The sequence below is a fragment of the Thermogemmatispora tikiterensis genome, from assembly GCF_003268475.1.
GTDB classification, from domain to species: domain Bacteria; phylum Chloroflexota; class Ktedonobacteria; order Ktedonobacterales; family Ktedonobacteraceae; genus Thermogemmatispora; species Thermogemmatispora tikiterensis.
Window position 1 is genome coordinate 1,466,599 of sequence record NZ_MCIF01000002.1, and the last position, 18,816, is coordinate 1,485,414.

15 protein-coding genes and 1 tRNA gene are annotated in these 18,816 nt (G+C 58.0%); 12 read left to right on the forward strand and 4 right to left on the reverse strand.

Features of this window, described 5'->3' with window-relative positions; genetic code table 11:
* Positions 1 to 538 precede the first annotated feature (538 nt).
* The 3 genes from A4R35_RS05940 to lexA form a co-directional block, all read right to left on the reverse strand.
* Entirely contained in the window at positions 539 to 1,504 is a 966-nt protein-coding gene (locus tag A4R35_RS05940; protein ID WP_223258220.1) for a DedA family protein, read from the reverse strand.
* Between the two features lie 181 nt (positions 1,505 to 1,685).
* A complete protein-coding gene (locus A4R35_RS05945) occupies positions 1,686 to 2,987 on the reverse strand; it encodes a hypothetical protein (RefSeq protein WP_112427472.1) in 1,302 nt (433 codons plus the stop codon).
* A gap of 500 nt (positions 2,988 to 3,487) precedes the next feature.
* Positions 3,488 to 4,126, reverse strand: a complete 639-nt coding sequence (gene lexA / locus A4R35_RS05950; protein WP_112427474.1) for a transcriptional repressor LexA — start codon at positions 4,124 to 4,126, stop codon at positions 3,488 to 3,490.
* Positions 4,127 to 4,520: 394 nt separating this feature from the next.
* Between lexA and A4R35_RS05955 the strand changes: the two genes are divergently transcribed.
* From A4R35_RS05955 to A4R35_RS05975, 4 genes are all read left to right on the forward strand, one after another.
* Positions 4,521 to 5,042 carry a bifunctional nuclease family protein gene (locus A4R35_RS05955; RefSeq protein WP_052888665.1) on the forward strand — a complete coding sequence of 174 codons (522 nt, stop codon included), beginning with the start codon at positions 4,521 to 4,523 and terminating at the stop codon, positions 5,040 to 5,042.
* 842 nt (positions 5,043 to 5,884) lie between these two features.
* Positions 5,885 to 7,408, forward strand: a complete 1,524-nt coding sequence (gene gltX, locus A4R35_RS05965) for a glutamate--tRNA ligase (protein ID WP_223258221.1) — start codon at positions 5,885 to 5,887, stop codon at positions 7,406 to 7,408.
* 140 nt (positions 7,409 to 7,548) lie between these two features.
* Positions 7,549 to 8,235 carry a DUF6483 family protein gene (locus tag A4R35_RS05970; protein ID WP_112427478.1) on the forward strand — a complete coding sequence of 229 codons (687 nt, stop codon included), beginning with the start codon at positions 7,549 to 7,551 and terminating at the stop codon, positions 8,233 to 8,235.
* A gap of 75 nt (positions 8,236 to 8,310) precedes the next feature.
* Positions 8,311 to 8,985, forward strand: a complete 675-nt coding sequence (locus A4R35_RS05975) for a CPBP family intramembrane glutamic endopeptidase (protein WP_112427480.1) — start codon at positions 8,311 to 8,313, stop codon at positions 8,983 to 8,985.
* A 50-nt stretch (positions 8,986 to 9,035) separates the two neighbouring features.
* On the opposite strand, the gene A4R35_RS05980 is transcribed toward A4R35_RS05975, so the two are convergent.
* On the reverse strand, positions 9,036 to 9,623 hold the full coding sequence (locus A4R35_RS05980; protein ID WP_146747128.1) for a zinc ribbon domain-containing protein: 588 nt from the start codon (positions 9,621 to 9,623) through the stop codon (positions 9,036 to 9,038).
* Positions 9,624 to 10,213: 590 nt separating this feature from the next.
* On the opposite strand from A4R35_RS05980, the gene A4R35_RS05985 reads away from it, so the two are divergent.
* From A4R35_RS05985 to A4R35_RS06025, 8 genes are all read left to right on the forward strand, one after another.
* Positions 10,214 to 11,164 carry a UDP-glucuronic acid decarboxylase family protein gene (locus tag A4R35_RS05985; protein WP_112427484.1) on the forward strand — a complete coding sequence of 317 codons (951 nt, stop codon included), beginning with the start codon at positions 10,214 to 10,216 and terminating at the stop codon, positions 11,162 to 11,164.
* A gap of 53 nt (positions 11,165 to 11,217) precedes the next feature.
* Positions 11,218 to 12,861, forward strand: coding sequence for an O-antigen ligase family protein (locus A4R35_RS05990; protein ID WP_112427486.1), 1,644 nt, complete (start codon positions 11,218 to 11,220; stop codon positions 12,859 to 12,861).
* A 499-nt stretch (positions 12,862 to 13,360) separates the two neighbouring features.
* The gene (locus A4R35_RS06000; RefSeq protein ID WP_112427490.1) at positions 13,361 to 14,530 is read left to right on the forward strand and encodes a lysylphosphatidylglycerol synthase transmembrane domain-containing protein; all 1,170 of its coding nucleotides are present in this window, start codon (positions 13,361 to 13,363) and stop codon (positions 14,528 to 14,530) included.
* A gap of 224 nt (positions 14,531 to 14,754) precedes the next feature.
* Complete coding sequence (gene rpsU / locus A4R35_RS06005; RefSeq protein WP_081839175.1) at positions 14,755 to 14,940, forward strand: 30S ribosomal protein S21; 186 nt, start codon at positions 14,755 to 14,757, stop codon at positions 14,938 to 14,940.
* A 313-nt stretch (positions 14,941 to 15,253) separates the two neighbouring features.
* Entirely contained in the window at positions 15,254 to 15,844 is a 591-nt protein-coding gene (gene ybeY, locus A4R35_RS06010; protein ID WP_189361378.1) for an rRNA maturation RNase YbeY, read from the forward strand.
* Entirely contained in the window at positions 15,841 to 16,254 is a 414-nt protein-coding gene (locus A4R35_RS06015; protein ID WP_112427494.1) for a diacylglycerol kinase family protein, read from the forward strand. Before ybeY ends, A4R35_RS06015 begins: the two co-directional genes overlap by 4 nt.
* Before the next feature lie 234 nt (positions 16,255 to 16,488).
* Positions 16,489 to 16,562: transfer RNA gene (locus A4R35_RS06020), tRNA-Arg, on the forward strand.
* Between the two features lie 375 nt (positions 16,563 to 16,937).
* Positions 16,938 to 18,623 carry a peptide ABC transporter substrate-binding protein gene (locus A4R35_RS06025; protein WP_146747129.1) on the forward strand — a complete coding sequence of 562 codons (1,686 nt, stop codon included), beginning with the start codon at positions 16,938 to 16,940 and terminating at the stop codon, positions 18,621 to 18,623.
* The last annotated feature ends 193 nt before the right edge of the window (positions 18,624 to 18,816 follow it).

The window sequence follows — 18,816 nt, forward strand, 5'->3', positions numbered from 1 at the left end:
GTGGAGCACCCCGCTACTGCCTTGCCAGAGTATGATCCACACTCCTGGTGACTTCTCCTCTTCTTCAAAAAGCCCCTCTCCAGAGACAGCCCCAGCCAGCAAACGCTATCTCCTATCCGAAGTCAGCAAGGAGCAGCGGGAACATCCGGCCACGAGAGGAATCTTTACAAAATCTTTGTAATTGGCTTAGGATTTTTTGATTTCTTCCCCCTATTATAGGGAGCAGACAGACCCCTATGGTTCCTGCTGTCAAGATCAACGCCTGGGAGGATCTCCCCCACCCCCGTTCCTCCGACCAGCACTCCCAGGCGTTGATCTCCCCCAGTTGCCAGCCAACGCAGCGTCAGCCAAACCGTTGAGCAACAGCTCAGCTCTCTTCGATCCCCCCAGCACCCGCCTGGTGGAGGCCACTGTACTCTCCCCTATCTCCAGCCGTTCCAGACCTCGCTCACACCAGCACACACAAAGAAGGCCGGTCAGGGCCAAAGCCCTGCCGGCTGCTCCGCTGCGTTCTTACCGCAATCGCTATCGCCACTAGCTACTGGCGGGGATAAGGCCCCGCCGGCCCACCTTGCCCCTCCGCAGGCCAACGCGGGCGATAATCCTGCCCTCCCAGGAGCGACCCCTGAACAGGCGGCCCCTGCCAGGGTGTCTGAGAGGAGGAAGGAGACTGAGGAGGTGGTGCAGTCGGCGGAGTAGGGGTATTCGACCAGGACGGCGCAAACGGCGGCTGTGACATGGGCTGACCCCAAGGAGCCGTTTGGGGAGCCATCGCGGACAGCCTCCCCTCAGCCGGACCAGCAGTCAGCGGCCCCTGGCCCGGCTGCTGTTGCAGGGCAGCCGCGGCAGCATGGGCGGCACGAGCACGCCGATCGTTGCGAATATGCCTCCAGACATAGAGTACGATCAGCACCAGCAACGCTAGCACGATCACGCCATCGAGGCTATGAAAGATAGGGGCCAGCGTATCCAGATGATTGCCCAGGACCGTGCCAGCGTAAGCCAAGATCAGGCACCAGGGCAGCGAACCCAGGAAAGTATAAAGACAAAAGCGCCCAAACGGCATCTTTGTAATGCCAGCGGGTAGCGAAATGTACGTACGTACCACGGGTAGCAGGCGGGAAAAGAAGGTTGTTGCGCTCCCCCATCGCCTGAAGAACTCATCTGCCTTATCAGCATCATGCTGCGAGATGAGCAGATAGCGACCGTACTTGAGCATCAGTGGACGCCCACCGGAGGCTCCAATCGCATAGGCCAGTATCGAACCGAGTAAGCAACCAAGGGAGCCAGAGAGCGCCACCAGCAGCAGAGCCAACCAGGAGTTTAGGCCAGGAAGCAAGCGGCCTTGAGCGAGCATCACCCCGGCCAGCGGCATGACAATCTCACTGGGCAATGGAATGCAGCAGCTCTCAACCGCCATCGCCACTACGATCCCCAAGAGTCCTGTCGAGACATAGAGATTGGTGATCAAGCTGGTCAAAGCTTCGATCAAGTGATTCAACAAAACACGGCCTCCTTTGTAAGGCAAGCTCCTGCACTTTTGCCCAATCCTAGCACACTCTGCCGACGGACGCCAGGGAAGGAGTACCAACGCCTCTTTGGAGTAGCCCCCTGGCTAGTCAGCTGGCTGATCAGCCGCGCCACCCTCTTCAGTCTCCGCCTTTTCCGGCTCCCATGCAGGCCGTCTAGTCCTCGTCAGGCACCTGAAAACGTCGAAGGCGTGAAGAGCGGCGAGTAATTGGTTCCTCGGCGAACTGACTTAACTCTGTGCGCAGAGGATCATCTTCATAGAGATACGGCGGGCGACGCACCAGAGGATTCCTCAAGCTCCCCGACGGAGAGCTGCGCAAGAGACGCTGCTCGCCAGCGGCGCGTACACGCCCTGGGCCGCTGTCGGTCTCTGCTGAAGGCGAGCGAGCAAAAGCACTGTTCCCTGTCTTCAGAGCAGACAGAGAATCATCATCATAGGCCTCGTCAGCCTCAGTGGCCAATGGCGAACGGCGCCCAGCCGCCTGGGACAGCGTAGTGGAGACAGGCCCGACGGGACCCTCCGACCGTGCCAGCGACTGCGAACGCAGCTGGCGCTGCTGTACGGACGCAGAGAGAGCCGAGAAGGAGGGAGAAGCAGGCATCTGACCAGTCAGGCCAGAAGAACGACGCGCCGCCAGCCTTGGCGGCGGCGGCGGAAGCATTGGCGAGATCTCGACATTCTCCTCGTTGAGGGTCTCCTCCTGCCGGCGTAGAGCCTCCAGACGTGCCGTGCGCAGCGCCTCAGCAAAGTATTGACTTTGACGGCGCTGACTACCGTTTTGAGCGCGCGCCACGCCAGGATACGCTGGACCAGCAGCAGCCGGGGGAAGCCGATACCCTCCCTGCTGAAGCTGCGCACGGCGCCCCTCGATGCGCGTCTGCGGATGAAGCGCTGAGGAATAGCGTCCAGTTGAGCGCGTCTGTAAAGGAACAGAAGAGGGAGAGCGAGCCGGAAGCTCTTGTGATAATGAGCGAGATAGACGTGATGAGAGCGGGTTGGAAGCAGACTCCCGACCACGCGCCATCTCCTCTTCTGGTTCCTCATCATCAAAGGTCACAAAGCCACTATTGGAATCAGTCTCCTCCTCTCCCTCAGCAACCACCCACTCGTCTTCTCCAGCCAGTGGCCCCCCATCGCCATCAAGCCGCGTATAGCGCGTCGGACCTCGCCAGCCACCGCCAGCCAGCAGCGCCTGATGAACAGCACGCGGGGGAGCAGGAGGAGGCGATTGATGTGCCGTTTCGAGAGCCATGTGAGCCTGCAACTCAGCCCGAAAATACTCATCATGGCGACGAGAGAGAAAGGAGAAGAGAGAGAGAGAAATGGGGATACTAAGTAACAAGGCTGCCAACCCGCCTATCAGGCCACCAAGCACCCAGGAATTCAGCGTATTCCCGAACCACAGGACCACGGCAGCTGCAGCAACCAGCACGAAAGCCACGGCGGCGGCTCTCATAGGAAGTATATCCTTTCAAACAGAAGTTCTCCTCAGTACGAGCAAGAGCATGGCGAAAAAAGAGCAGGGCCTGCCCAGGAAGAGCCATGCCTCTCTTCTCAAAAACCCAGCCTGGGTATGCGCCTATCATCTTTAGTGACAGTATAACAGCGACGGGATTTCTTGGCAAGAAGCGCTCTAGCTGCCACGCCCTGGCGAGGGAGCAGGGGAGAGCCGGGCGACTCAGGCGCACCAGGTGGGAAGGAAGGGGAAAGAGGCTGTGCCAGCCAGCCAGCCGGGCAGCCACAAACAAAATGGCCTCTCTTGACACGAGCGAGATTAGATACAAAGGAAGAGGACGCAGCACGGCAGGATATGCCCGTCCTCAGTGTTACACCCTACTCAACTCTGGGGAGACCTCGTCTACTCTCTAAAGCCAAGTCTCGCAGGCTTAACAGGGAGGAGAGCCAGGGAGCCACAGCACAGTGTTGGCCCAGGAGAGCAAGCTGGTCGAGATCAGGTCAGGCGGCCCGCCCGGAACCGCCGTAGTGGCGTACGATAGCAATCACTTTGCCCTGAATCTCCCACTCACGATCCCATTCGTCGCGCGGGATATAGATTGGCTCCAGCTCAGCATTGGCCGGCTGCAGACGGACCTGCTCCTTCTCCAGGAAGAAGCGCTTGAGCGTTGCTTTACCGGGTGTGCCCTCCACCAGGTGGACAGCCACCACGATATCACCGTTCTCGCAGGTGCGCTGGCGCTTAATCACCACATAGTCGCCGTCGCAAATATGGTCCTCAATCATCGATTGGCCACGGACAATGAGGGCAAAGCTGTTCTCGGGATCGACGCCATGCCCCACTTCGATGGTCTGATCCGGTTCCGAGAAAATCTCGATCGGCTCACCAGCGGCGATTGTACCCTCGACAGGAATGCCCCAGGGATGCCTGGTCAGCTTAATGCCGCGGCTCTTCTTTGCCTCGCGTATGATGTAGCCGCGCTTCTCCAGCATGCTCAGGTGGTAATCGACATGGCCAGTGCTGGCGATCTTCATGGCCTTGCCGATCTCACGGTTAGTCGGAGGCATCCCCTCCCGACGGATGTAATTGACGATGAATTCCAACATGCGCCGCTGGAACTCGCCCAATGGTTCAGGCATAATCCAGGTTCCTGCCTTTCTCCAAAAACCCGTTCTGCGAACTTCGTCGCTGTCAAAAGTAGAACGGCTATTCGAGTCAATGATATCAGACAGGGCAAGACAAGTCAAGCTTTTTCTCGAACGTATTTTCGGAACAGTTTTTCAGAGGGGATCATGAGCGAGCCGGGCAGCATCAAGGGGGAGGCAGGCCCTTGGAATAGGCGCCAGTCTTTGCTATACTATCGGACGAGGGGAGGCGATGGCGGGTCGCAGCCAGGCAGCGCCTGCTCCTTTCCTGTCCTGACCGTAGCCAGCGAGAGAAGGGCAAGCGATTTGCGCCAGACCCGTAGATAGATGTACAATAAAGGCGTCGAACACTCGCGGAACCGGCCATGAAAGAGGGAGTCAGAGACACATGGTTGAAATGACAGTCGAGAGTGTACGCATAAATCTGGCGACACAGCAACGGGTAGTCATTTTAAAGGCGCTAAGGCAGGAGCGCTATCTCTTCATCTGGATAGCGCACGCGGAAGCCTACGCGATTGCGATCGAACTCCAGGGAGCTAGTTCCCCACGGCCCTTGACCCACGACCTGCTCAAGAATGTGATCACCGAGCTGGGCGCGAAGATTATGAGTGTCGTGATCTCTGACTTGATCGACGATATCTTCTACGCCCGCATTATCCTGGATGCCGACGGCAGGCACGTGGAGATCGATGCTCGCCCAAGTGATGCGATCGCGCTGGCCATTCGCGCCAAGGCTCCGATTTACGTCGAGGAGAGTGTGCTGGAGCGCGCTGGTGTCACGCCTGAGACGAGTGAGGAGCAGAGCCTGCCCAAGACCCCTCCGAAGAAGGAGCCGGAGCCGGATAATCTGGAGGCCTATCGCGACTTTATCAATAGCCTCGATGTGCTGGACGAGTTCGGTAAGGACTGACTGACCCTGCCTGCCGCCCCGTCACTGCCTCTTCCGGCTCGCCTTGCTGCATCGGGTCCCGCTCGCTTTCCACTGGCCCAAAACCGCGGCGGTGACGCGATGCTGTAGGGGCATCAACCTGGCGTTTGGCTCTCTTCTCCGATAACCGAGCAACAAGACATGCTGCTCCGGTGAGGAAGTGAGTCTTTTCTTTTCCGCTGGCTTGCCTTCTCTCGGAAGCATAAAGGTCAAATGGGACTCCACCAGTATCTTGATGATCGATCGCTTTCCAGATCGATCATATGAGCTTGTCTATTTAAAAACATAGCATAAAAGGAGCAAAAGCGGCATAAATCCTGTCCAGCGTTGCGAGAGGATGCTCCTGGCCTTGCCACAACGCCCTGGGACTGATGCCTTTGGCTTCTTAGCGCTCTGCTCTGGCCTAGACGGTTTTGCTCAGCAGCTCAGGGACAAGTGCAGGGTCAGCGGAGAGCCTGCCAGCGGTCGTTTCGTTTCCCCGGCTTGCCGATGCTTCCGCCCACTGCCATAACGCTCTCAGTGCCGCATCTCTGTTGTTCCCCTGCGCCCCTTTTCCTGCGCTCTGCCCCTGTCCGAGGACATCTTCCCAGGACAAAGCGTCTGCTTGCCATCGCTTCTCCACCCACAATCTCCTGCCCTGGCTGAGTGAGGCGGCTTGCTGGAGGGAGCTACAGGCTGGCAGCAATGCAAGCCAACGTCAAGTCAGCTTGGCCCGCTGCACGCAGTCTTTCACGCTCTTCTCTATCAGGCTCTTACGCTCTGTTGCCAGGTATGGTACAATGAGGCCGTTCTTAGCCGAGAAAGAGGAGAGCTTATCGTCGCCTATGACACAGTCCGACGTGCCTATGCAGGAGCAGCAACATAAGCAAGCTACAACTGCTCCACGATTGCGCTTTGCCCCAAGCCCAACGGGCTTTCAGCATATCGGCGGTTATCGGACCGCCCTCTTCAGCTGGCTATTTGCTCGCCACAGCGGCGGTACGTTTATCTTGCGCATCGAAGATACTGACCTGAGTCGCACGGTTGAGGGCGCAGTGAGCTATCTGATAGAGGGCCTCAAGTGGCTCGGGCTGGACTACGACGAAGGCCCAGTTGTCGGTGGCCCATATGGCCCTTATTATCAGACCCAGCGCAAGGCCCTCTATCAGCAATACGCCCATCAATTGATTGCCAACGGCCATGCCTATCGCTGCTACTGTACTCCCGAACGACTGGAGCAGATGCGCAAGGAGCAAGAGGCTCAAAAGCTTCCACCCCGCTATGATCGGCGCTGTCGCTTTCTCAGCGCCGAGGAGCGCGCTGCCCTGGAGGCCGCCGGCCACAGCTGGACGGTGCGCTTCGCGATGCCGCTCGAAGGCGAGACCGTTGTTCATGATGAGCTGCACGGCGATATCACCTTTAAAAATGCCGATCTCGACGATGCTGTGATTCTGAAATCGGATGGCTATCCCACCTACCATCTGGCGAACGTTATCGACGACCATCTGATGGGGATTACCCATGTCTTGCGCGGCGAAGAGTGGATCGCGAGTGCCCCACGCCACGTGCAGATTTATCAGGCATTGGGCTGGCAGCCACCGCTCTTTTATCATCTCCCCAATGTTTTGGGGAAGGATAAGAAGAAGCTGAGCAAGCGCCACAACGCTCCTTCTTGGGATACACTGCAGAGGCAGGGCTACCTCCCCGAGGCGGTTTTCAATTTCCTGGCACTGCTGGGCTGGGCCTACGACGATAAGACAGAGATTTTTAGCCGCGAGGAGCTGATTCGCGTCTTTACACTGGACCGCATCGGTGTCTCCGGGGGAATCCTCGATCCTGATAAGTTGACCTGGATGAACGGGGTCTATATCCGCCAGCTGCCCCTGGAGGAATTAACGCGGCGCACATTGCCTTATCTTGAGCGCCCCGCTGCCGAGGGTGGCCTACCTGACAGTGTCCCTCGTCCTCTCGATTTCGCGTATACACAGCGCGTGCTTCAGCTGGAGCAGGAGCGGCTAAAGACATTGGGAGAGGCGGCTCAAATGATCGACTTTTTCTACGTCGATGAGCTGCACTACGATACAACACTTCTGATACAGAAGCAGATGGATGCAGCCAGCACCCGCGCGGCCCTGGAACGCACGCGCGAGATTCTGGTCGCACTCGATCGCTGGGAACACAGCGCTCTCGAAGAGCCGCTGCGTGCATTGGCTGCAACGCTCGGACTGAAAACCGGCCAGCTCTTCGGAGCAATTCGCGTGGCTATCAGTGGGCGCACGGTCTCACCCCCACTCTTCCAGACAATGGAGGTCCTGGGCCGTCAGCGCACCTTGCACCGTCTCGACCAGGCAATCGCTCGCCTCTCCTGACCGGGCCGCAGATCTGAAAACTCCCGTTCTCTGGAGAGAGTCGGCGCTTCGCCAGCAGTCCTTGCCTCGGGGATATGCCCATATACCCTCCAGCAAGCTAAGCCGCCGATCCTTTTTGAGCGTCAGGAGAGGTTAGTCCCGTGATTAATCGCGATTATATTCTCCGATTGATCGAGCAGTTCAGCCGCGCTTTAGCGCGTGTGCTTCTCTTACGCCAGGACTACCAGTATGAGGAAGCGCTCATATTGATCGATGAGCTTTTCCGGCAGACGCTAGGCCTGAGCTCCGAGTTCTTGCTGGCGGCTCCCGAAGAGATGCTCCTGGCGCTGGTGAAGCGTATCGATCTGCTCGATGTCGGGAAATGCCTCTGGATAGCTCTCCTGCTCAAGCTGGAAGGCGATGTTTATCAGGATCTAGAGCGCTATGAGGAAAGCTTCCCTCGTTATCTGCGCTCGTTACGCCTCTTTCTGGAGGCTGTTCTGTTGGAGGAGAATCCGCGCCAGTCAGATTTCTTTGCCGAGGTTGAGGAGCTGCTGACGCTGCTGAGCCGCCATGAGCTGCCTGCCTCGCTGCTGACGCGGATCATGCTCTACTATGAGAAAACTGGACGTTATGCCCAGGCAGAGGACGCACTCTTCGAGGCTCTGAAGGCTCCCGATAGCAGTGATGAGGTTTTTGGGCAGGGATTAGCCTTTTACGCTCGCTTGCAGGAGAAGAGCAATGCCGAGTTGCGAGCAGGCAATTTCTCGCCCGAAGAGATCAAGGAAGGGCTGGCAGATCTCCAGCGTTTACAGGAGGCACACCGTTCTCCTCCCTCAGCAGAGTAAAGCAGGCAGGGCGGCTGGCTACCGCAGTCCGCTCTTGCCTGAGCTGCTCCTCAGCGCTGTCCATGAGGTGAGAAAATGTCGCTAGTAGAGACGCCTAAGCAGTCGTCTGCTCCTGCCACCTATCCCCGTTCGACGGTGGTCACAACCTGGCGCTGGCTCTGGCCAGACGTGCTGATCCGCATCGTCCCCCTGAGTGGAATCCCCCTGCTCTGGTTGATCTTTTCGCACCAGCCGCCGGCGGCACTGGGCCTGAGTCTGCCAGCGGCCCTTGGGATGCAGCTGGCCCTGGGGCTGGGCCTGGGCAGCTTGATGGCTTTGCTGGCTATGCTCTACCGCTGTCTGATCGTAGGACCGCGCTTTCAACGTCCGACGCCAGGCGACCATCTACTGCAGGCACTCTACTACCTCCTCATTAATGCTCCAGCAGAAGAAGTCTTTTTTCGCGGCTTTTTGCTGCACGTGGTCTGGCAATGGACAGGCTGGAGCAGCTGGGGCTGGCTGATTAGCACCCTGGTCTATACGCTCTACCACCGCCTGGGGGGTTGGAACTGGCGCAGCATCGCGGGCGTGGGCCTGGCCGGGATGGTCTTTAGCACCCTCTACGTACTACAGCCCACCCCCCCATCGCTGCTGAGCGTGGTCCTGGTGCACGGCCTCACCACCTGCGGCTTTCTCAGCTGGGGCGATGAGTTCCTCTATCAACGCTGGCGTCGTCGTCATAGCCAGAATCTTCCCGCCTCTAAAGGCTGAGGCAGAGAGAGCAAGACGAGACTCATGCCTTGCAGTCAACGGCCCCTGGCTCAAGCCAGAGGCTTGCCCGCCGTCGCAGCGGCCCGGGCTTCCGGGCTGGTTGACAACAGCCCACTGCCCCGTAGGACAGGCAGGCGATCCCGAATATTACGAGCGGCATTGATATCGGCATGCTCCTCGGCCCCGCAGTGGGGGCAGGAGAAGCGATGTCGGTGACGCGTTCCTCGCTGTCCACAACAGGCACAGAGTTGACAGGTGTAAGCCGGGTTCACCTCTGCCACGCGCAGCCCCTGCTCCTGCGCCTGCTGCTCGGTCCAGCGGCGGATCAGCCCCCGCTGCCAGAGCGCGAGCCGGCGCCGCAACGCTCGCCCCCGGATCTGCCCTTGCTGCGGCGGTGGCATCTGCAGCCGTTCGAAGACCAGCACCGCCTGCGGTGGTGCCCACTCCACCAGGCGCTTCGCCACCGTTTGCACAAACGTCTGGGTCCGGTGCCGTTGCTGGCGGCCCACAAGACACAGCATCGAGACACGCGCAGTGTCCGGCGGGTGCCGTGTCTTGTGGGCCGCCAGCTTCCGCTGCAACCGCGCCTGCGTCTTCGCTGTGCGCCGATTGCGTACCTTCACCGCTTTTCCACTCACAATGAGCACCCTGTAGCTACAACCACTATAAACGTGCTTACACGACCGCTTATTATAATAGGCTACCGTAAACAAAACGCTATTACAAGACTCTCCGTGGGTCGATTCTACAAATATTGACAGCTATTAACTGCCACAACTCTGAACTAGAACGAAGCCGCTTCAGAGCGGGGCTGATATACACCCAGGCCAATTGTCCTGAAGATCAAACCTGCCAGCACAGACCAATGCCAGGAGGGAGCCGCCTTCCTCCCCTGGATTCATCCAGGGGCCCGCGGCGGCATGCCTTCATGGAAGCTTGCTGCGGCTGTCTGACACTTCCTGGGGCTGTTCAGATCTGTTAACCCCAGCCAGGCTTGATCATCTCTGCTCTCCGCTACACGGGACCCAAGGGAGCAAGCCGCGAGCGCAGAGTTGGTCAGCTGTTATCTCACCCAGCTCCAGTCGGTCTGGTCGTTCGCAGACAGAGTGCTTTCTCCCCCGATTGGGCCGCCCCTGGACGGGTAGCTTCCCTTGCAGGGAGAAAGTATGATATCCTTGACTCGCCAATCAAGCAAGTCTCTACCTTTTTCGGTTTGGAGGTTCATTCGTTGAGAGTCGTTGTCACTGGTGGAGCGGGTTTCATCGGCTCCCATCTGTGCAAACGTTTGCTAGAGGCTGGCCATCATGTACTCTGCGTGGATAACCTGATCACCGGATCAGAAAGAAATATAGCAGAATTGCGACATTATCCTCATTTCGCTTTCCTCTATCACGACGTTACGCAACCTTTCGCTTTTGAGGCAGAAGCGATTTTTCATTTAGCCAGCCCGGCCAGTCCCGTGGGCTATATGGAGCACCCGATAGAGACCATCCTGGTCAATAGCCACGGTACCTACCTGCTGCTAGAGGAGGCCCGGCGCCAGCAGGCCCGTTTTCTGCTGGCTTCTACTTCGGAGGTCTATGGTGACCCACTAGAGCACCCGCAGCGCGAAGACTACTGGGGTCACGTTAACCCGATCGGCCCACGTGCTTGTTACGACGAAAGCAAGCGACTGGGCGAGACGTTGACAATGGAATTTTACCGCCAATATCGTACAGATGTGCGCATCGTGCGTATCTTTAACACCTATGGCCCCAATAGCCAGCCGAACGACGGGCGCATGATTCCGAACTTTATTACCCAGGCTCTCAAGAATGAGCCGCTGACTATCTACGGCGACGGAAGCAAGACCCGTAGTATCTGTTATGTTAGCGACCTAGTCGAGGGGCTGATGCTGGCTATGTTCCACCCACAGACGACCGGCGAGGTTTTCAACCTGGGCAATCCAGAAGAGCACACCGTTCTGGAGTTTGCTCAGACCATTATCCGGCTTTGCCATTCCTCATCACCCATTGTGTTTGAACCAGCCCGCGTCGATGACCCCGAACGACGCCGCCCTGATATTTCCAAGGCTTGTCGTCTGCTGGGCTGGCATATCACTGTCCCAATGGAGGAGGGATTGCGACGAACGATAGAATGGTTTAGTAAGGAACAAAGTTCCCTCTCGGCGATCTCCTGACAGGTGCCCGCCCCGAGAGGAGCTTTTGCAACTATGGCAGAATTTAGCGCATCATGAGAAGCTTTAGCATCTTTACAAGAGAAGTCGGAGTTGATGTTTCTCGCTTCTTCCGTTTGAGAGCAACTTTGCGCTCCTTCTTGACAGCGGCCAACGTAGTTGGCCTGATAGGGGCCGCTTTAGCTCTCGGCTGTCTGCTCGCTCTCTCCGCGCCGTGGAACATTCGTCTGCCGATCTATCTCATCCTCAGCGTCTGGGTCCTGCTCCGTCCCCGGGTCGCTCTCTACCTTCTCCCGTTAAGCGTTCCCTGGGGAGCACTTGACTATATCAGCCTTGGCTCGCTGCGTCTCAACAGCACCGATATCCTGGTGATTCTCCTGGCTGCCTCCTGGTTGGCAGGTCACGTCCTGCGTAGCGGCGACCAAACCAACGGACCGCGCAGCTACGAGCGGCAGGCTGTTCCGCCGCTGCTGCTGGTGGGGCTGGCCGTACTGCTGATCAGCATGCTCGTTTCAATGACTGTGGCGATCAGTGTGAAATCAAGCATAAAAGAAATCTTTAAGTGGATCGAGGTGCTGATCGTTGTTGTGGCCGGCAGTAGTTATATTCGCACGCGGCGCCAGGGTTGGACAATTGTGATTCTCAGCCTGGTGGCAGCGCTTTCGCAGGCAGCCCTCGGCTATTATCAGGAGCTGTTCAACATTGGTCCCAGCAGCTTTGTGCGTGGCGAGAGCCTGCGTGTCTACGGCACGTTCAATCAGCCCAATCCCTATGCTGGCTATATCAATCTTTCGCTGCCTATCGCTCTAGCTCTGACCATTGCGGGCAGCAGGAAACAAACCCGCTGGCTGGCCGCCGGCGCAAGCGTACTGCTGGCCCTGGCCGAGTTCTTCAGCCAGTCACGCGGGGGTTGGCTGGCCATTATCACCGCCAGCCTCTTCATCTTGCTGGTGGGCGTGCCCAGTCTGCGCCCGTTTTGGCGCGTGCTCATTGTCGGCTTCGGGGCGCTGGTCGAGAGCATCTTGATTGGCATTATTCCGCAGAATCTCTTTATTCCATTATTAAATTTCATTGGGGTTAACAATATCTCCTTCACACAACCTAGTGCTCAGCAGTACGCTACAGCGGAGCGACTGGCCCATTGGCTGGCAGGGATTCACATGTTTCTTGACCACCCGTGGCTAGGGGTAGGTATTGGCAACTATGGTGATGCTTATCCAGGCTACGCGATCGGCATCTTCGTTATTCCCCTTGGTCACGCCCACAACTATTTCATCAATGTCGCGGCAGAGATGGGCCTAGTAGGACTGATAGCCTACACCTTCTTTGTTCTTGTCATCGCCGGGCTGAGTGCTCGCGCTTACCATCGCCTGCGTTGCGCCTACCGGGAGCTGGCTGCCAGTCTGGCATCCAACAGCATGAGTGCCTCCGCCCTCCGCTGGCAGAAGCGGCTCGCTCATCTTGGCGATGATCAGGCTCTGGCCCTGGGAATCGTGGCTGCGCTTCTTACGGTTCTCGTGCATAACATGGTTGATAATCTCTACGTGCAAGGTATGACCAATCTGATGGCGATCCTTTTGATTGTTCTGCTTCGTCTGGAGCGCCTGACACTGGCCGAGCACCAGCAGCCGGGACAGAGAGAGAGTACTCCTACTCAGGCAGCCATCCAGAAGGCGCCAGCACTGGCCGCGCGTACGTGACCTGGCTGGCCTTCTCTGCGTTTAGCAGAGAAGGAAACATCTGGTCAGGGAAAGGAGAGAGGGACCTGCTGCTTAGCAGATGGAGAAAAGGTACAGCCCTGACTTTGAGCAAGCAGGCCCTGTCAGGTTTCAAAGTCGACCCAGGCCAGGAGCCAGGCGGTCTATGAGAGGCGATCCCTCAAGCAGGCTGCTCGATGAAATAAGAAGAGCGCACTTGTGCGATTGAGAAGAGCAGCGCCGGGAACTCTTCCTGCCGCGGGTGAGGGTCGCTTTTGCCGGTATTCCAGTGCCCGCAGCCCGCAATCTCAGAGCAGGCTGCGGCTCAGCAGGCGCCTGTGCCAGATAGCTTCGCTGCCTGCGAGGTGAGTGAGGGGCGCCCGGGTCTGCCCAGAGAGGAGAAGAGCAGGCCCGTAACTAAACAAGGAGAGAGCCAGGTTGGCCATTTGTGGCCAGGCATAAGCACGTACAGGGAGAAGGATCTCCGAAGGAGTCTGCACTGATGAGTCAGTGGTTTCAGCACGGCAAGGATGAGGCCGAGAGAGAGCGTACAGGCCGCCCCTTAGAACAGGCGGCACTCTTCCAGGAAGGGGCGGTAAGTGAGGCCCCCCTGACAATTGATGAACACAACGAGCCGCCCATTACAGCAGAGCAACTCTCGCTTGGTAAGCGTTTGCTGAATTGGCGTACCATTGTGCCCCTGGTCGTTGTGCTGCTGGCCCTGCTGATCTTCTTAAAACAAGAGAAGATCAATCTCCAGCAGACCTGGTTAGCTATTGAGGCGGCCAATCCTCTCTTTTTCACCCTGGCCTTTGTGATCTACTACCTCTCCTTTCCTCTGCGAGCCTGGCGCTGGCGCATTCTATTGCGGAACGCCGGCCAGGGCCAGGGAGCAAAGCATGAAATGCGCCTGCCGCCTTTCTGGAAACTGGTAGAGATCGTCTATATCTCCTGGTTTGCCAATGCTCTGGTGCCAGCCAAGCTCGGCGACCTTTACCGGGCCTATCTGCTGCGGCAGGAGAGCGGTTGTTCAGCGACACGCACCTTCGGTACAGTATTGGCGGAGCGCCTGCTTGATCTCATTGTGCTGCTTTGTCTGTGTATTCCGGCCTTGATGATCAGCCTCCATGAGCGTATGCCCTGGCAGGTGCGTTTCGGTTTGATCGTAACCCTGGCCGCAGTACTGGTCGGTATTGCCGCCCTGGGACTGCTGCGATGGCTGCACGAACCGATCGGGAAGCGCATTCCGGCCCGCCTGTGCGGTTACTATGAACATCTGCAGGGGGGCATCCTCGGCTCCTTTCGCCATCTGCCTACCCTGGGCCTGCTGACCCTGGCCATCTGGAGCTGTGAAGCACTGCGTTTCTTCTTCGTGGTCCTGGCACTGCAGCTCCTGCAAGGTCCCTTACTGCACCTGTTGGCGGTGGCGATCCTCATCGCTCTGGTTGAGGCCCTGCTGACGGTCATCCCTTTCACCGGGGGCGGCGTGGGCCTGGTCGAAGGAGGGATGATCGCTATGATCGCTCTCTTCCGCCCCCATGCCACTAGCCTGGCCCTGGCGGCTATCGTGCTGGACCGCACTATCAGCCTGCTCAGCATCCTGGTGATCGGCTTTATCGTCTTCTTCGTCGCCTTCGGGAGACAAACAGCAAAGCAGTCCCTAGATGCTTGACAGAGCCAACTCACCAGTCTTATAATCTCCCCGTAGGCCCGCGGGATGGCTTAAACGGACATCAAGACTGCAAGGGCTCCACTCTGACCAACCTTCAGTCAAATAACAGGGCAGAGGAGCCCTCACCCCCACAACCGTTTGGGGATGCGTCCAGGCACACATGCCGACGCAGACACAATGGCAAACACCATCTCGCAACCAGGCCGAGAGGGGGGGGAGTCCTGCTGTCGGAAGTCAAGGTTAGCGAAAATGAGCCGTTCGAGGCTGCGCTGAAACGCTTCAATCGCAAGATCCAGCAAGACGGCATTCTCGCCGAGGCGAGACGCCGAGAGCACTACGAGAAACCAAGCGTGAGGCGCAAGAAGAAGGAAGCAGCCAAGCGTCGCAAGACAGCCCGTAAAAATAAGTAGTCCGTACCCCCTGTCGGATTACGCTTGACTCGTTCAGGGATTGAAAACAGGGATTGAAAGAAAGGCAGGTGCTTTTCCGACAGGGGTTTCTTTTTGGCGCGCCGCTGGTTCGACTGGTAAACCTGCCCTCTGTATTGGTGCAAAACCTGCTTTACTCAGGTCATTTGCTTCCGTCATTGCGCGGCGACTTCCTGCTGGCCGACTCGCTCGCTTTGGCCAATCAACCAGTCAGAACGCAAAAGAAGCAAACAAGAGCGCCAGGCAAGTTACTACCCGGATTACTGCACAGTTCCTGCCAATAATGAGGGGCCTTATGGACGAACAGCTGTCGCAAGTTGTTGACCTGTATGTCACGCTGGAAGATGTGGCACTGAAGCGCTCGTTCGATGAGGCACTGGCCTCGGTCGATCTGGACGCCTTCGCCCGCCGCGCCCTGCTAGAGGCCGGGGTAGACCAGCCTGTGATGTTTACCTTGATGGTCACTGACGACGCTACGATCCAGGAGATGAATAACCAGTACCGCCAGCAGAATAAGCCCACCGATGTACTCTCTTTCCCGCTCCTTGATCAGCCGCTGGTCGAGGCCCCCGCAGAGCTGCTCTGGCAACCGCCCGAGCAGCCTGCCAATCTAGCAGCAGAGGCCGCAGCCTTTACTCCTCCCCCATTCATAACCCCCCCAGGCCAGCCGACAAACCTGGGAGATATCGCTATTTCCTGGCCCACCGTGCTTCGCCAGGCTGCCGCTGCTGGTCATAGCCCTCGACAGGAGTTCCTCTATCTGTTGGCTCACGGCATCCTTCATCTGGTCGGCTACGATGATCAGACACAGGCCGGCTATGAGACAATGGTCCGCAAGCAGGAGGCAATCCTGGCGGCTACAGGGGAACGTGTCGGCGGCTTATGAGCAAGTTGAGCGATCCCAGACGCGCACCTCGCAGCGCCTGGGGCCGTTTCCTGGCCGGTTTTACCTACGCTTTCAGGGGCCTCTGGTACGCCTTACGCACTCAGCGCAATTTCCGTGTTCATACCGGCGTCGCCCTGCTGGTGATCATCGCCGCCTCACTCCTGCACCTCTCCCCTATCGAGTTTGCGCTAGTGGCGGTGGCGATCGGCAGTGTGCTCATTAGCGAGCTGGTGAATACCAGCATCGAACTGTGCCTTGACCTGCTGCATCCCGAATACCATCCCCTGGTGAGGGCCGCCAAGGACGTGGCCGCCGGGGCCGTACTGTTGAGTGCGTTACTCGCTGTGGCAATCGGTGTCTGCGTCTTCGGGCCTCATCTCTGGAGCTGGTGGCTCACCCTACGGCGTTGAGTCAAGAGGCGGTTGCCACCCTCTCCCAGTTGTGCCGCTGCCCCTCCGCTCTGCTCTCTTCCTTACTGTGGATAGCGGTTCGCTCGTCCTCTTGGCCCTGCCGCCTCTCCTCTGGGCTAGCACGCCCTGGAGAGGATTGAGATACTTGACAGATCGCAAGAGAGATTGCTATCATCAAAGAAGAGGGCGCAGGTCACCGCCTGACTTCCGCAGTCCGTGGCCTGCGTCGATCCTGCGCCCGTAGTTCAGTTGGATAGAACAGCGACCTTCTAAGTCGCCTGTCGCAGGTTCGAGTCCTGCCGGGCGCGCTTCATTTGCTGCATAAAGGAGAGGGAATAGATCTCGACTGGCTGAGAGGCCGGTCGGTCTTCTCCTCTCCTTTTTTCCTTGCCGGTGGAGATTACCCCTGAGCGAAGGAGGCAGTCAGCGAAATTTTTTTACAGTTTCCTGACGGTTTCTTGAACATCAGCCCCTATAGTTAGCGAAGGGAAAACAGTGTGCACCTCCGCCGAGCTGAGGCCTTTGCGACTCTGGCCTGGCTGACGACACGCTGAGGCAAGCGCCTGTACGGAGGACAGAGAGGCCTGACTGGAGCGGCCATGATCCCAATCTAGCGCTGATGCTAGGCCTCTCTGTGGCTCTGCTCTGGTTAGCTATCCCATTCCCGCGAAGGGAGATAATCTGTGCATTGTGATCCATGCTCCAGACGCCCTGCGCCCGGATGGCCGTGCTTTGGTCTGCTCGTCGGGCTGATAGCCACCATCGTCTTTGTAGTAACTAGCTGCAGCACGGGCAACTCATCGACGGCGATGAGCAATTCACCAGCGCCAACACCCCGGCAGGTACTTGTTCTGCCCAACGTTGGAACTCAGGACCTCAACTATCTCGATCCAGCCCAGGAGCCGGACGCCAACGATCCAGCCCAGGGACCTGATCCAAACTCGGCGCTCGCTCTGAGCATGCTCTACAGCGGTCTGGTGCGGACTGACAAGAACCTGAACGTGGTCCCCGACCAGGCCAGCTGGGAAATTTCCCCCGATGGACGAGTCTATACCTTTCATTTGAAGCCGAACATCGCCTTTTCGGACGGCACTCCGGTCACAGCGGCCAGCTACGTCTATTCTCTGACACGCGCTCTCCTGCCCGAGGTGAAATCTCCTCTGGCTGCGGTCCTTGAGAAACCGATTGTTGGAGCGAGCGCTGTCATGAGCGGGAAGAGCCGGGTCCTGGCCGGCGTACAGGCGGTCGACCGCTATACGCTGCGCATTACGCTGACACGATCGACTCCCTATTTCCTGGCTTCGCTCACCAACGAACTCTTTTTTCCTGTTAATCAGCAGCTGATCGAGCGCTATGGCCAGAGCGACTGGACCGAGCATGCCGTAGGCAACGGCATCGGCTGCGGGCCATTTATGGTGAAAGCCTGGGAGCACAATGTCAAAATGATCCTGGTGCCGAATCCGTACTACTATGGGGCCCGCCCACGCCTGAGCGAGATCGATATGATTTTTGTGAATGACCCGGCAACCGCTTATCAACAGTATCGCGCCGGGCAGTTCAGTTTGATCTGGAATATCCCTCAGAGCGATCTCCCAGCAGCTCGCGGTCTGGCCGGTTTTGTCTCTAATCCGCAGCAAGAAACAGATATGCTCTTCTTCAATACCCGCATGCCGCCTTTCGATAACGCTACGGTGCGCCAGGCCTTCGCTTATGCACTGGATCGGGCCACTCTGGTGCAAACACTCCTCAAGGACGCAGCGACCTTGGCCCCGACGCTGATTCCTCCCGGTTTGCCAGGCTATCAAACGGACTACCAGGGGCTGCCATTCGATGCCGAGAAGGCTCGTGAATTGCTGCGCTCGGTCTATCCCGACACGGCTCTGATGCCGCCTATTGTGTTGACCTATCCGACTGCGCTGCTCTCGCGCGCCGAAGCCAATGCTCTCTGCAGCATGTGGTCAAACGTTCTCAATATTTCGGTTAAACCCCTGCCGGTCGAGCTGAACGCCTATACCGATGAGCTGAGCCAGCACCAGGTCCAGCTGGGCTTCATTCAATGGTATGCGCTCTACCCCGATCCCCACAACTGGCTCGCCCCTAACCTGCTCTCTGGCGCTCTCCATAATGAGTCGCTCTGGCAAAACCAGACCTTCGATCAACTGATCACCCAGGCCGATCAAACGAGCGGCGAGGCTCGCTTTGCTCTCTACCAGCAGGCAGAGCAGCTAGCTCTCGAAGAGGTAGCGATACTGCCTCTGGACCATGAGACCATCAATGCCATTATTCCCCCCTGGGTGCATGGGATTAGCCTCAATGCTCGCGGCCTCTACGTGGAGGATTGGTCACAGGTCTATCTCTCGCCACATTGAGTGAGAATAGCTAGCCATCGGCCAGAGGTAGCCCTGCCCTGCGCCAGATGGGGGGAAGTAGCAAGCAAGATCCAGTTAATATAGGGACAGGACAGCTCCAACAGGATGGTGATGGCCGCGCGACTGGCATTGGCGCGGCCATCAGATACAACCCTCCGCGGGGCATCTCCCGCCTGCTTTTTCCTCTGCTTCA